This window comes from Comamonas sp. 23, from assembly GCF_049601575.1.
GTDB lineage: Bacteria > Pseudomonadota > Gammaproteobacteria > Burkholderiales > Burkholderiaceae_C > Comamonas > Comamonas squillarum.
Genome location: NZ_CP187127.1, coordinates 1,647,772 through 1,660,079, shown reverse-complemented (window position 1 = coordinate 1,660,079; position 12,308 = coordinate 1,647,772). Strand labels below are relative to the sequence as shown.

Here is a 12,308-nt window from a genome sequence, read left to right as displayed (position 1 = left end):
CACGTACCTAACTCACATACCTCCTGTAGCTAGAATCCACTCCCAAGTGCTCTTCAGCGGAATCCCCCGCCTCCCCCAACCCAAGGAATGACATGCATCCTGTACCGCGCTTGGCCCAACAGCTTGTCACTGAATGGGCTGAAGACCTAGCCCCTGTCCTTGGCCGCTCTGTTGAAGAAATACAGCAAAAGGGCCTGGGCGCAGCAGACTTTCCATCGAACGGAAGCTTGCACATCAAACTGATGGACGGCTCGTTTGTTCAGTTCGAACACGCATTCCATGTGGTCAATGCGCAGAAGTTCGCGATTGCGGTCTTCACGGAACACTGCGGCTACCATGTCTTCCCTTTCCATGAAGCCGAGGTGTCCCGTATCCAGCGCGAGGTTCTGTTTGTGCAAGCGTTTTAGGGATCTATCCATTCCCGCAACCAATCGATCCCAACGCGCCGGTCGGCTCCGTCACATCTCATCAATCGCCGTACTTGCAGCGCTACCCTGCGCCCCCGCCAGCCCTTCCCCCGCCTCAATCGCAAAGCGTTCCCGGCAGTTGATATAGAAGCTCGCGCCAAAGCGCCCGACGGGGAAGAACTCCTGCAGGCGCACCCGCCATTTTTCGGTGTCGACCAGGCCGTCACGCACGGCCAGCCATTGCACGCGGCCGATAAAGACATAGCGGCTCGCGGTTTCCAAGGTTTCGTGCAGCAAGCATTCGAAGGCGACGGGGGCTTGCACGATGCGTGGGGGGAGCACGCTTTGGGAGGGGGTGGCTGTCAGGCCCGTGTGGTCCAGCTCGCTCTCGTGCGGGGCCAGGCGGTCGCCGCAGCGGTGCATGGCGGCGGCCATCGCTTCGTCGGCGATGTGCACCACAAACTCCTTGTCGCGCAGGATGTTGGTGGCGGTGTCCTTTTGCGCGGTGTCCTGCAGCTTGTTCACGCTCAGCATCACCACCGGTGGGTCCTCGCCCATCATGTTGAACATGCTAAAAGGCGCGGCGTTGACGGTGCCGTCGGCGCCCAGGGTCGTCACCAAGGCTATGGGGCGCGGCACGATCAGGCTGGCCATCAGCTTGTAGCGTTCGTAGGTGCCCAGCTGGGCAAAGTCGATCTCGGTCATGGGCGCTTTCTCATCGTCTGAATGGGGCATTTTGCTTGCAATTGCCATGCCCGGGCGGCGCCGCCCCAGTAGCCGACCAAGCATGTATACAAGCTGCACCAAGCAGATGCGCTGCCATGCATCTGCGCGTGCACGCCCCAGCTGCATCACCTGGAATTTGCACCAGGCTGGTGCAGCTACGCACGCCAATACAGGGGCTTACAAACTGGCACCGATCTTGCAAACGACCTTGTATGCAACATCGGAGGCTCCCCATGCACAAGCGCAGTTTTCTGAAGACCACCGTCGCCGCTCTGGCGCTGTCCTGGGGTGCGGCCCAGGCGGCAGATGCGCCCATCAAGTTCCAGCTCGACTGGCGCTTTGAAGGGCCAGCCGCCTTCTTCCTGCAGCCCGTCGCGCAAGGCCTGTTCAAGGCCCAGGGCCTGGATGTGACGGTGGATGCCGGCAATGGCTCGGGCGGCGCGGTGCAGCGCGTGGCATCGGGCACCTACGACATGGGCTTTGCCGACCTGGCCTCGGTGATGGAGTTCCATGCCAACAACCCCGACGCGCCCAACAAGCCCGTCGCCGTCATGGTGGTCTACAACAACACGCCGGCCTCGGTGATGGCGCTCAAGAAGTCGGGCATCAAGACCCCCGCCGATCTGGCTGGCAAAAAGCTGGGCGCGCCGGTGTTCGATGCCGGCCGCAAGGCCTTCCCCATTTTTGAAAAGGCCAATGGCGTCAGCAACGTGGCCTGGACGGCGATGGACCCGCCGCTGCGCGAAACCATGCTGGTGCGCGGCGATGTCGATGCCATCACCGGCTTTACCTTTACCAGCCTGCTGAACCTGGAGGCGCGCGGCGCCAAGGCCAGCGATGTGGTGGTGATGCAGTACGCCGACTATGGCGTCAAGCTCTACGGCAATGTGATCATCGCCAGCCCCAGGATGATCCAGGAGCGGCCCGAGGCGATCAAGAAGTTCCTGACCGCCTTTGCCCAGGGCGCCAAGGGCGTGATTGCCAACCCGGCCCAGGCGATCCAGTCCGTCAAGGCGCGTGATGGCATCGCCAATGTGGCGCTGGAGACGCGCCGCCTGCAGCTGGCGATCGACACCGTCATCAACAGCGCCGACGCCCGCAAGGAAGGCTTTGGGCGCCTCGACAGCAGCCGCCTGAGCCTGATGGCCGCCCAGGTCTCCGATGCCTATGGCACCAAGACCCGCGTCAAGGCCGAAGACGTCTGGAACGGCAGCTTTCTGCCGCCTGCCGCCGCGCTGGATGTGCTCCCCAAGAAGTAAGCCATCCACCAGCTGAGCACATCGCATCGCCCCGCTCCCTTTCACTGATCAACCACCACCTGACGAGACCATCCCGTGAAAAAACGCAGCTTCCTCCATGCCTCCATCGCCCTGCTGGCCGCCGCCAGCACCTGCAGCGCCCTGGCCCAGCCGCTGACGCCGCTCAAGTTCCAGCTCGACTGGCGCTTTGAAGGCCCGGCCGCTCTCTTTGTGCACCCCGAACAAAAGGGCTACTTCAAGCAGGCAGGTCTGGATGTGACGGTGGAAGCTGCCAGCGGCGCGGGCGCGATCCAGCGCGTGGCCTCGGGCACGCATGACCTGGGCTTTGCCGACCTGGCGGCGCTGATGGAGTTCCATGCCAACAACCCCGATGCGCCGATCAAGCCGGTGGCCATCATGGTGATCTACAACACCACACCGGCATCGGTGATGGCGCTGAAGAAATCGGGCATCACCAAGGCCAGCGACCTGACCGGCAAGAAGATGGGCGCACCGATTTTTGACGCAGGCCGCCGCACCTTCCCAATCTTTGCGCAAGCCAATGGCGTGGGCGCCGTGCAGTGGACGACGATGGACCCACCGCTGCGCGAAACCATGCTGGTGCGTGGTGATCTGGATGCCGTCACCGGCTACACCTTCACCAGCCTGCTCAACCTGGAAGCGCGTGGCATCAAGGCCGAAGACGTGGTGGTGCTGCCCTATGCCACCCATGGCGTGCAGCTCTACGGCAATGTCATCATCGCCAGCCCCAAGCTGATTGCCGAGAAGCCCGAAGCGGTGCGCGCCTTCCTCAAGGCGTTTGCGAAAGGCGCCAAGGAAGCGATTGCCGATCCGCAGGCCGCCATCGCCTCGCTCAAGGCCAAGGATGGCCTGGTCAATGTGCCGCTGGAAGTCAAACGCCTCAAGCTCACCATCGACACCGCCATCGACAGCAAGGGCGCGCGCGAAGAAGGCTTTGGCCAGCTGCGCCCCGAGCGCCTGGGCCTGATGGCCGAGCAGGTCGCCAAGGCCTATGAAACCAAGAACCCCGTGCCCGCCCAAGCGGTCTGGAACGGCAGCTTTCTGCCCAGCGCTGCCGAGCTGGACATCCTCCCCAAGCGCTGATCTTGCCGCCTGCAGGGCGCAGCCTGCGCCCTGCCCTTTTGAAGACGATTGCACCCTATGACGGCCTCCCTCCAAGACCCTGCCTTTGTTGAGTTTCGCGATGTCTGGCTGGCTTACAACGACGAGTTGCAGGCCAAGAACCAGTTCGCCGTCGAAGCCATTGACCTGCAAGTGCGCCGTGGCGAGTTCATCGCCATCGTCGGCCCCTCGGGCTGCGGCAAATCCACCTTCATGAAGCTGGCCACCGGCCTGCGCATGCCCAGCATTGGCAAGATCCGCATCGATGGCCAGCCCGTCACCGGCCCGCTCAAGATATCGGGCATGGCCTTCCAGTCGCCCTCACTCTTGCCCTGGCGCACCACGGTCGACAATGTGCTGCTGCCGCTGGAGATCGTCGAGCCCCACCGCAGCCAGTTCAAGGCCCGGCGCCAGGAGTACGAAGAGCGCGCCCGCCGCCTGCTGCAAAAGGTGGGCCTCGCGGGCTATGAGGACAAGTTCCCCTGGGAGCTGTCGGGCGGCATGCAGCAGCGCGCCAGCATCTGCCGCGCGCTGATCCATGAGCCCAAGATGCTGCTGCTCGACGAGCCCTTTGGCGCCCTCGATGCCTTTACCCGCGAAGAGCTCTGGTGCATCCTGCGCGATCTACATGCCGAGCAGCAGTTCAACGTCATCCTCGTCACGCATGACCTGCGCGAATCCGTGTTCCTGGCCGACTCCATCTACGTGATGAGCAAGAGCCCCGGCCGCTTTGTGGTGCGCCGCGATATCGACATCCCGCGCCCGCGCGATCTGGAGCTGACCTACACGAAAGAGTTCAGCGACATCGTGCATGAGCTGCGCGGCCACATCGGCGCGATGCGCAAGACCGGCACCGTGATCAACCAGTAAGCGCCCAGGCCCATTCACTTATGTACAAGCTCAACAACCCCAAGCTCGAACGCTGGTCGCCCTGGCTGCTGCTGGCGGCCGTCGTCATCGTCTGGCAAATCATCTGCTCGGCCTTCCAGGTGTCGGAGTTCATCTTCCCCAGCCCCTTGCTGATCTGGCAGCAGTTTCTGGAGTTCCACGCCGTCATCGCCGCGCATGCCTGGCGCACCTTCTGGGTGACGATGGCAGGCTTTGGCGTGGCCATCGTCGTCGGTGTTTTGCTGGGCTTTTTGATTGGCAGCTCGCGCCTGGCCTACGCCGCCGTCTACCCGCTGATGACCGCCTTCAACGCGCTGCCCAAGGCCGCCTTTGTGCCCATTCTCGTCGTGTGGTTTGGCATCGGCATTGGCCCGGCCATCCTCACCGCGTTTCTGATCAGCTTCTTCCCCATCATGGTCAACATCGCCACCGGCCTGGCGACCTTGGAGCCCGAGCTGGAAGACGTCTTGCGCGTGCTGGGCGCCAAACGCTGGGATGTCCTCATCAAGGTCGGCCTGCCCCGCTCGCTGCCCTATTTCTACGGCTCGCTCAAGGTTGCCATCACCCTCGCCTTTGTCGGCACCACCGTGTCCGAGATGACCGCCGCCAACGAAGGCATTGGCTACCTGCTGATCTCTGCCGGCTCGTCCATGCAAATGGGCCTGGCCTTTGCGGGCCTGTTGGTGGTGGGCGCGATGGCGATGGTGATGTACGAGCTGTTCAGCTTTGTTGAGAAGCGGACTACCGCATGGGCGCACCGAGGCGCGAACAACCACTAAAGCGGATCGAAGCTTTCAGGCTGAATCACAGCAACCGCAACAAAGGGGCCCGTTCCATGAAAGGGTCCCTTGGTGTTTGGTGACAGCGGCTAAGAGTCGCTAACACGACCCAGCAAACCGAAGGTTTGCGATTGAGACTAGGCGTCCCCGACTAGGCGTCGAGCCGCAGGCAGTACAGTAGTACGACAAGGTTCGGCAACGACGTATCAAGGGTTGTGTTAGCGACTCTAAATCTGCACCGCGCGGCCGATGAACTGGATCGGCCCCGTCGGCTTGCCAATCGGCGATCCGCCTGCGGGCTCCAGGGTCAGCTCAAACAACTGGTTGGGCTGCAGTGGTGGCAGCTTGTCCACGGGCACTTCAATTGCCTCACCCGGTTTGACCAGGCCCAGCGATACCGGTGCGTTCCAGCCATCGGCCTTGGTCCAGAACTGCAAGGATTTCTCGGCCGGCACCACATCGCTGCCCAGCGGCACCAAGCGCAGCCGGTCGGCGGCCTGGGCCTGCACCAGCCAGCCAGGGGCCTGGCTTTGCGGCGCGGCCAGCACGACAAAGTAGCGTGCGGGGGCGGGCGCTGCGGCATCGCCCAGCACCAGCACACCGGCCAGCACGGCAGCGGCTGCAAAACCGCTGCCGGCCAGGCCACGCCACAGCGCCAGGCTGTCCCAATGCCACCAGCGGCGCGGCACTGCGGCGGCGGCGCGCTGCGGCTCGGCTGCGGGCCACAGGCTGGCGGTAATGCGCGGCCACAGGCCCGTGCTCGGCTCTTGCGGCGGGGCCAGAGTGGTCAAGGGTTGCAGGCGCTGCTCCCAGGCATCCACGGCGGCGCGCAGCGCAGCATCCTGCGGCAGGCGCTCTTCGATTGCGCGACGCTCTGCAGCATCCTGCGTGCCCAGCACATACTGGCCGGCCAGCGTCTGCAGGTCGTCCGGGCTGTCGCCATCGGGCGGCAATTGGTGGTTGGTATCGGCGCTCATTGCATGCATTCCCGCAGGGCGCGCAGGCCCCTCTGTATCCACGCTTTGACGGTTCCCAGCGGGGCCTGCACCCGCGCTGCAATCTCACTGTGGCTGCAGCCATCTACATAGGCATGCAGCAGGCATTCACGGCGCTGCGGCTCCAGGCCTTCGAGGCACTGGCCCAGGCGGCCCAGCTGGGCCTGGCGGTCCAGGGCATCGCCCTCTTCCTGCCAGGCAGCCATCGCGGCGCTGGCCTCATAGGCAGCGGCGGTCGGCTCATCCAGTGTGCTTTCGCGGGCGCTGCTGCGCACCCGGTTCAATGCGGCATGCCGAACAATGCTATAGATCCAGCCTCTAGCCGCACCCCGCGCCGCATCAAAACTGTGCGCCTTGCTCCAGATCGCCACAAAGGCATCGTGCAGCACATCTTCGGCCGCTGCCCGGCTGCGCACAATGCGCATCGCCACCCCCAGCAGATAGCGCGACTCTTGCTCGTAAATACGCTGCAGCGCATGGCGGTCGCCACGCGCGCAAGCTGCTAGCGCCAAGGCATGGTCAAAATTGTCGTCGGTCACAGATGCGGCTGGCGGCATGGAGATTGAGGTGGAAGAAGGAGCAAGACGTCCTTCTTCGAGTGTAGCCGCTACCGCACAGAAACTTACATAGGCTTCCAGAAGATGTAGTCAGCCTGGTACTGCACCACCGCCTTCTGGCCCTTCTGCGCTGGCGTGCAAGGCTTGTCAGCCGGTGCCACACCGCCCTTCAAGGCCACGCGCTGGATATGGCTCACGCCCACCAGTGCACCGCTGCCCATTGCAGGGTTGGCCTTCACCAACTGGTAGGGCAGGTTGCCGGCACCCGATGGCGCCACGGCCAGCTGCGTTGCCGTCAGCTTGGAGCCGTCATTCGCCTCCCAGGTGGCAGGCGGGCCATAGTAACGGCCCACCGTCTTGCCAGCGCGGTCCTTCAGCACCGCATCGGGGCCCACAAACACCCATTCGGTCTGGCCGGGGGCATTGGCCTTGTCGCGGCATTCGTAGGTGATGTCACCCGAGCCCACCGTCTCCCAGGCCACCTTGTGGCCCGCTGGCACCTGGATGGTTGCGGGCAGCGATGCCTGCGAGAAAGCCATTTCCTTTTTCTGCATCGAGCCGCAAGCGGTGAGCAGGCCGATGGAGGCCACTGCGGTGGCGATGGCGGCGATACGGGGTGCTGTGCGAGAGGTCAACATACGAGTTCTCCTAAGTGAGGGGGACAGAAGGACGAGAGTGAAAACAGCGCTGTTTGGTGTGCTGTTAGTAGTACTAGTAATCTCGGGCAGATTTGGATGCAGTGGATGCAAAATTTTTTTGCGCACCCTGCATCACTCCCCTGCTTCACCTCTTTGCAAAGCTATTTCTAGATTTGTTGAATCCACTGCGCCACCCGCTGCGTATTCCAAACAGCCGCAACGTTTTTCGGCTGAACATCCACACGCAAGGAGCATCTCATGGCCTCGATCCAAAGTACGCGCAAACTGGTCTCTTATGGCATGGCTTTCATGGTGGCAAGCACCACCATGGCAGCGATCGCCAAAGATGTGATGGTGGGGGGAGCGCCCATGCTGCCCACCAAGGACATCATCGACAACGCCGTCAACTCCAAGGACCACACCACCCTGGTGGCAGCAGTCAAGGCTGCAGGACTGGTAGACACTCTCAAGGGCCCAGGCCCCTTCACCGTGTTTGCCCCGACCAATGCAGCATTTGCGGCCCTGCCCGCCGGCACGGTAGACAACCTGCTCAAGCCCGAGAACAAGGCCATGCTGACCACCGTGCTGACCTACCACGTGGTGGCAGGCAAGTGGGATGCCGCAGCGATCAGCAAAATGATCAAGGATGGCGGAGGCATGGCCAGCATCAAGACCGTCAGCGGCGGCACCTTGGTCGCCAAAGCCCAAGGCTCCAAGGTCATGCTGACGGACGAAAAAGGCGGCACCGCCACCGTCACCATCCCCGATGTCTACCAATCCAATGGCGTGATCCATGTGATCGACAAGGTGCTGCTGCCTAAATAAGGCGGGCATCTGCTGATGGGGCCGCAGCTGCTGCAAAGCATGCAGGGCAGCGGCCACCTAGCACCACCGCGCCGCAGGCCGCCAATAAGGGCCTGCGGCTTTGGAGTTGGCGTGCCTTGACTATGCAGGCTGGCGGCCAGCAGATCGCTCCGCTGCGGCAGGTGTAGCCACCGCATCCACAGCGGCCTGCCCCTTGGCCAAACACAAGGCATAGCCATCCATTGCGCCTAGGGCGCAGGCAGCGCCCCTGGGCTGGAGTACAGTAAGCGCCATCTTGCGGCCTGGCAGCAGCCAGCGCCCACTCCCAGCAACCAGCTCTCCTGCCCACGCATGCCGATCTCCTTCACGCCCGTCAAGGCCGCCAACTCCCTCGCCGACCAAGTGGCCCAGGCGCTGGAGGCCAGCATTCGGCAAGGGCAAATGCAACCCGGTGACCGCCTGCCCACAGAGCTGCTGCTGGTCGCACAGTTTGGCGTGAGCCGAACAGTGGTGCGAGAGGCGCTGTCCCGCCTCAAGTCCAGCGGCCTGGTCGCCTCCCGCCAAGGCAGCGGCGTGTTTGTCCAAGCCCAACGGGCTGAACCACTCGATCTGGAAAAAGGCCACGCCGCCTCGCAAGAGGCCGTCATCCAAATCGTAGAAGTGCGCCGCGCGCTAGAGGCCGAAGTGGCAGAACTAGCGGCCGCCCGCCGCAGCACCGCCGATCTGCGCCGCATCCGCGCTGGCGTCAAGGCATTGGCCAAAGCCGTGGCCGACGGTAAAGACGGCGTAGCCGAAGACGTCGCCCTGCACCGCGTCATCGCCCAGGCCTCCGGCAACCCTTTCCTGCTCAGTACCTTGGATTACCTGTCGCAGGTGCTGGCGGGTGCCACGCGCATCACCCGCGCCAATGAGGCGCGGCGGCAGGACTTTGCTGCTGCCGTGACGCAAGAGCATGCGCGGATTGTGGAGGCGATTGAGGCGGGCGACCCGGCCGCTGCGCGGGCGGCAGCGACCGCGCATATGAATAACGCGATTGACCGGATCCGGCAGGCGGATCCGGCGTTTTGGCGGCAGGACGGGGAACGGTTGGCTCGGGTGTTGTTGGGGGGGAAGGGGTAATCCATCTCCAACTTATTGTTGGACTGACCTAGTTTTCTCGTTCACGTGCAAGGATGTTTCTGAGGTCCTCAATCGACAAAACCTCCTTCTTACGATGCAACATGGAATGACAGTTGGGGCAAACAGGCCGTAGATCATTCTCTGGATCTAGTAAATAAGACCCACCGAGGGTATGAATCGGTTTGAGGTGATGCACATGAATGAACCCTTTGCCGAGATCCCCATACACCTTATAAAAATCAAAGCCGCATGCAGCGCAAGTACAGCCCCATCGCTTGATACACCGTCGCTTCGCTGTTGAATCACGCTCATACGCGTTGACCGTCACCTGCTTCTTGGCACCTTCGATGACGCCAGCGGTATCCCCCAGTTCTTCCGCAAATCTAAGCGGAGTGGTCAGCTCGCCAAAAGCCCCATCGAGGAACCCCTCCAGCCGCGGCTGAACGTTTGCCCCAACATTCCTTTGAGGTTTGAGGCCAGGGAGCCGCTCCAAACCCTGCGACTCAAGCAAATACGAGATGTTCTGCATGCGGCGTTCAAATGCACCCTCGACTCGACCAAACCGCTTTGAAAGCTCGCGATAGTAGTGAGCTTTCACGTATGGTGTTCCGTCCGCATCGAACTGCATCATTTCTGAATAGCTGGCAACGGTTGCTTTTAGCTCGTCATCTGTCCAGCCGCCACTGCTACCTCGCTCTGGCCCACTGAGCATCTCGGGAAGAAGATCACCATTGGCCTCAACCTTGTACCACTGCATGTGCTCCGCCAGTCGTTCAACTTCGACTGGCTTACCTAGCACCGCGAGGATCTCGTCCCCGTCCTCTATAAGACGCTCAATCGGAACAACCCGCTCCGCTGAAAACTTTCCCAAGCTTCTAGCGCCGTTTTCGCCTACAGATTGTGTTTCTACGATTGCTGTGTAAGCAGCAATACCCCCCTGCCAGATCGAACGGAGATGTGATTTTCGCTCAATGCTGCCGGGGCGCCTTGCACGGCTCGGGATCTGGTCATTTTTAAAAACAATCACCTCTGAGTTGAAATTTCTCAGATCGTCATCCCACGTGCGGAGCAAGATTGCTCTATTAGAGGCAGCGCCCCAAGAGTTCCTGTTATTTCGCAGTTTGAAACCGAGTCTTTCAAAAAAACTGCTAATCGTCTCATTCACCATTGCCTGCTCCGCTAAATGAAGCAGTGTTACACACTATTTTAATATTTTTATTAAATAATTAAATGTTCACACTTGATCGAATTGATTTAATATTTAATATTAAAATTCAACCCAATGAAAATATTATTAATTCTACAAATCCATACTTTCTAAAAATTTCAAAAATAGGTTAATCAGTTAAAAGCTCAGCCATTGATTCATATCATCAAAGTATAGATGACAATAAAGAATTGCGGTCGTTAACCAATTCTTTCGACTTCAATTGCAAACGGACCTTTGCCATTTACATTCTTATCAGTCTGAAATTTAACTTTAGCACCTTCGAAGATATGAGCTTCGTTTTTCACATTTTTATAAAAAAAGAAAACATCCTTGCCTCGTTCTCTTGTAATAAAACCATATCCTTTGAACGGGAAAAAGCATTTCACAGTGCCCGTATCATAATTTTTTTCTTCAGATTGATTCATTGTAGAGTAAATCATCCTTTCTACCGAGGGGCTGGCAATTTTTCAGCACTCTTTTAATTTCAATTGCTTTAGATTTATCGCTTCGCATCAGAATATTTAATTTATACTGTACTTTATAATACTTCTGAAAATACACAAATTTACTACGATAATCTATTTTTGATTTCGACAAGTACGTAGCCTGTTTGAATATAGATGCAGTTGCGCTTACATCATACAAAGGCAATATTGATCTAAGTATTTTTCTAAAAATCTCAGCTTCAGGATGTTTTAGGTAAGCTAATTTTGCGACCTTACCCGATACACTATTATGTAACGCATGATAGCTGTCACTATACCTACTGACTGCAGCTTCTTTTTCACATCTATGCACCTCGGCACGAATCAATCGTCTATCACTTTTATGTGCTTTAGGCCTACCGCGATTTAACCACAACCCAGTAACCTCCATTAAATCTTCAGGATTAGATTTAGAGGTAATCTTTTGCTTACGATTATTTAGCTTTAGATCGCATTTCTTAAGATCGGCTTTAACGGCTAGAATTATTTTTTCAATTTCATTTTGATTTATTATCTTTTTTGTAGAAATTGAAATATCATCCAATAGACGGGTATAGCAATATCCTTTACTCTCCAGCATTGAAACCAATTTATACTCTGTACCATTCAGAATTAAATTAGCCAGATGAGAGCTACTACAACCACCCTGTGGGACAACCCCATTAAAGCAACACAGTTCAGATAGCAATTTCGCAACAGGAGGGGGAAATTTGCAAAAATATTGAAAGATTTCTTCGACTTTATTAATTTTAATATTTGGATAGAAGTTTTTCAAATCCAACGATATCACCACTTCAGCATCTGAATGAGTTGCCGCATTCCTAACGTAGTCCCTCTCGGATATACCACCATGCAAATAATGAGGGTACACTACATTATCAAATATCTTTCTATTAATTCTTTTTTGAATTATTTTCAAATAGTTACTGGGAATGCATATTTCCCTATCACCACCATTCTTCTTAGGAACAACATGCGGATGATAATGATTTGCAATTTCTTTAGAAATTTTCTGAAGTATACCCAAGTCTACTTGCAATGTTTTTGACAGTGCAGCAAGCGAACCTATTGGCTTAGCATTGTAATAAGGACGCATTTTCAAGAAATTGAAAACGCAAATACCTACCATCAGATGAATTGACTAAAATCAACCCATTCAAATATGGATTTAAGGCCATCTATAGTCCGTATTAAGGTCCACAGATTTCCGAGCCAGCTACTAGCGCTGTTGCTAATAAGAACTCGCCCTCGCTTGTTCTTATCCATTCCTGCAGCCTTCTTGCGTCGGCCTAAATTTGATTTTTTGTGCTTAGACTTTT

The 12,308-nt window shown here is 57.9% G+C and carries 14 protein-coding genes; 7 read left to right on the top strand and 7 right to left on the bottom strand.

The window, feature by feature from the left end; all coding sequences use genetic code 11:
• The first annotated feature begins 92 nt into the window (after positions 1–92).
• Positions 93–407, top strand: a complete 315-nt coding sequence (locus ACPEE1_RS07430) for a hypothetical protein (RefSeq protein ID WP_423935777.1) — start codon at positions 93–95, stop codon at positions 405–407.
• A gap of 51 nt (positions 408–458) precedes the next feature.
• On the opposite strand, the gene ACPEE1_RS07425 is transcribed toward ACPEE1_RS07430, so the two are convergent.
• Entirely contained in the window at positions 459–1,112 is a 654-nt protein-coding gene (locus tag ACPEE1_RS07425) for a flavin reductase family protein (RefSeq protein ID WP_423935775.1), read from the bottom strand.
• A 254-nt stretch (positions 1,113–1,366) separates the two neighbouring features.
• Here ACPEE1_RS07425 and ACPEE1_RS07420 point away from each other — a divergent pair, with 254 nt between their 5' ends.
• The 4 genes from ACPEE1_RS07420 to ACPEE1_RS07405 all read left to right on the top strand — a co-directional run bounded on the left by ACPEE1_RS07420 (position 1,367) and on the right by ACPEE1_RS07405 (position 5,181).
• A complete protein-coding gene (locus ACPEE1_RS07420) occupies positions 1,367–2,392 on the top strand; it encodes an ABC transporter substrate-binding protein (RefSeq protein WP_182343003.1) in 1,026 nt (341 codons plus the stop codon).
• Between the two features lie 75 nt (positions 2,393–2,467).
• Entirely contained in the window at positions 2,468–3,496 is a 1,029-nt protein-coding gene (locus tag ACPEE1_RS07415) for an ABC transporter substrate-binding protein (protein ID WP_021027055.1), read from the top strand.
• A gap of 57 nt (positions 3,497–3,553) precedes the next feature.
• On the top strand, positions 3,554–4,384 hold the full coding sequence (locus ACPEE1_RS07410) for an ABC transporter ATP-binding protein (protein WP_021027056.1): 831 nt from the start codon (positions 3,554–3,556) through the stop codon (positions 4,382–4,384).
• Positions 4,385–4,404: 20 nt separating this feature from the next.
• The gene (locus ACPEE1_RS07405; protein WP_116925797.1) at positions 4,405–5,181 is read left to right on the top strand and encodes an ABC transporter permease; all 777 of its coding nucleotides are present in this window, start codon (positions 4,405–4,407) and stop codon (positions 5,179–5,181) included.
• 227 nt (positions 5,182–5,408) lie between these two features.
• On the opposite strand, the gene ACPEE1_RS07400 is transcribed toward ACPEE1_RS07405, so the two are convergent.
• From ACPEE1_RS07400 to ACPEE1_RS07390, 3 genes are all read right to left on the bottom strand, one after another.
• Positions 5,409–6,158 (bottom strand): anti-sigma factor, encoded by a 750-nt coding sequence (locus ACPEE1_RS07400; protein ID WP_423935772.1) that lies wholly within the window; start codon positions 6,156–6,158, stop codon positions 5,409–5,411.
• Positions 6,155–6,733, bottom strand: coding sequence for a sigma-70 family RNA polymerase sigma factor (locus ACPEE1_RS07395; protein ID WP_116925984.1), 579 nt, complete (start codon positions 6,731–6,733; stop codon positions 6,155–6,157). Before ACPEE1_RS07395 ends, ACPEE1_RS07400 begins: the two co-directional genes overlap by 4 nt.
• Positions 6,734–6,798: 65 nt before the next feature.
• Entirely contained in the window at positions 6,799–7,371 is a 573-nt protein-coding gene (locus ACPEE1_RS07390; RefSeq protein ID WP_423935770.1) for a DUF3455 domain-containing protein, read from the bottom strand.
• A 258-nt stretch (positions 7,372–7,629) separates the two neighbouring features.
• Between ACPEE1_RS07390 and ACPEE1_RS07385 the strand changes: the two genes are divergently transcribed.
• On the top strand, positions 7,630–8,196 hold the full coding sequence (locus ACPEE1_RS07385; protein WP_423935768.1) for a fasciclin domain-containing protein: 567 nt from the start codon (positions 7,630–7,632) through the stop codon (positions 8,194–8,196).
• A 330-nt stretch (positions 8,197–8,526) separates the two neighbouring features.
• Positions 8,527–9,294, top strand: coding sequence for a FadR/GntR family transcriptional regulator (locus tag ACPEE1_RS07380; protein ID WP_423935766.1), 768 nt, complete (start codon positions 8,527–8,529; stop codon positions 9,292–9,294).
• A 28-nt stretch (positions 9,295–9,322) separates the two neighbouring features.
• Here the strand turns inward: ACPEE1_RS07380 and ACPEE1_RS07375 are convergent, their stop codons facing one another.
• The 3 genes from ACPEE1_RS07375 to ACPEE1_RS07365 form a co-directional block, all read right to left on the bottom strand.
• Positions 9,323–10,459: an HNH endonuclease gene (locus tag ACPEE1_RS07375; protein ID WP_423935764.1), complete on the bottom strand. Its 1,137-nt coding sequence runs from the start codon at positions 10,457–10,459 to the stop codon at positions 9,323–9,325.
• A 242-nt stretch (positions 10,460–10,701) separates the two neighbouring features.
• Positions 10,702–10,929, bottom strand: coding sequence for a cold shock domain-containing protein (locus tag ACPEE1_RS07370; RefSeq protein WP_423935762.1), 228 nt, complete (start codon positions 10,927–10,929; stop codon positions 10,702–10,704).
• Positions 10,916–12,085, bottom strand: coding sequence for a reverse transcriptase family protein (locus ACPEE1_RS07365; protein WP_423935760.1), 1,170 nt, complete (start codon positions 12,083–12,085; stop codon positions 10,916–10,918). The genes ACPEE1_RS07370 and ACPEE1_RS07365 overlap by 14 nt, the downstream gene beginning before the upstream one ends.
• Positions 12,086–12,308 lie beyond the last annotated feature (223 nt).

Coding starts and splice junctions, on each gene's coding strand:
- ACPEE1_RS07430 (WP_423935777.1), top strand. CDS start 93: ATGCATCCTGTACCGCGCTTGGCCCAACAGCTTGTCACTGAATGGGCT.
- ACPEE1_RS07425 (WP_423935775.1), bottom strand. CDS start 1,112: ATGACCGAGATCGACTTTGCCCAGCTGGGCACCTACGAACGCTACAAG.
- ACPEE1_RS07420 (WP_182343003.1), top strand. CDS start 1,367: ATGCACAAGCGCAGTTTTCTGAAGACCACCGTCGCCGCTCTGGCGCTG.
- ACPEE1_RS07410 (WP_021027056.1), top strand. CDS start 3,554: ATGACGGCCTCCCTCCAAGACCCTGCCTTTGTTGAGTTTCGCGATGTC.
- ACPEE1_RS07405 (WP_116925797.1), top strand. CDS start 4,405: ATGTACAAGCTCAACAACCCCAAGCTCGAACGCTGGTCGCCCTGGCTG.
- ACPEE1_RS07400 (WP_423935772.1), bottom strand. CDS start 6,158: ATGAGCGCCGATACCAACCACCAATTGCCGCCCGATGGCGACAGCCCG.
- ACPEE1_RS07395 (WP_116925984.1), bottom strand. CDS start 6,733: ATGCCGCCAGCCGCATCTGTGACCGACGACAATTTTGACCATGCCTTG.
- ACPEE1_RS07390 (WP_423935770.1), bottom strand. CDS start 7,371: ATGTTGACCTCTCGCACAGCACCCCGTATCGCCGCCATCGCCACCGCA.
- ACPEE1_RS07385 (WP_423935768.1), top strand. CDS start 7,630: ATGGCCTCGATCCAAAGTACGCGCAAACTGGTCTCTTATGGCATGGCT.
- ACPEE1_RS07380 (WP_423935766.1), top strand. CDS start 8,527: ATGCCGATCTCCTTCACGCCCGTCAAGGCCGCCAACTCCCTCGCCGAC.
- ACPEE1_RS07370 (WP_423935762.1), bottom strand. CDS start 10,929: ATGAATCAATCTGAAGAAAAAAATTATGATACGGGCACTGTGAAATGC.
- ACPEE1_RS07365 (WP_423935760.1), bottom strand. CDS start 12,085: ATGCGTCCTTATTACAATGCTAAGCCAATAGGTTCGCTTGCTGCACTG.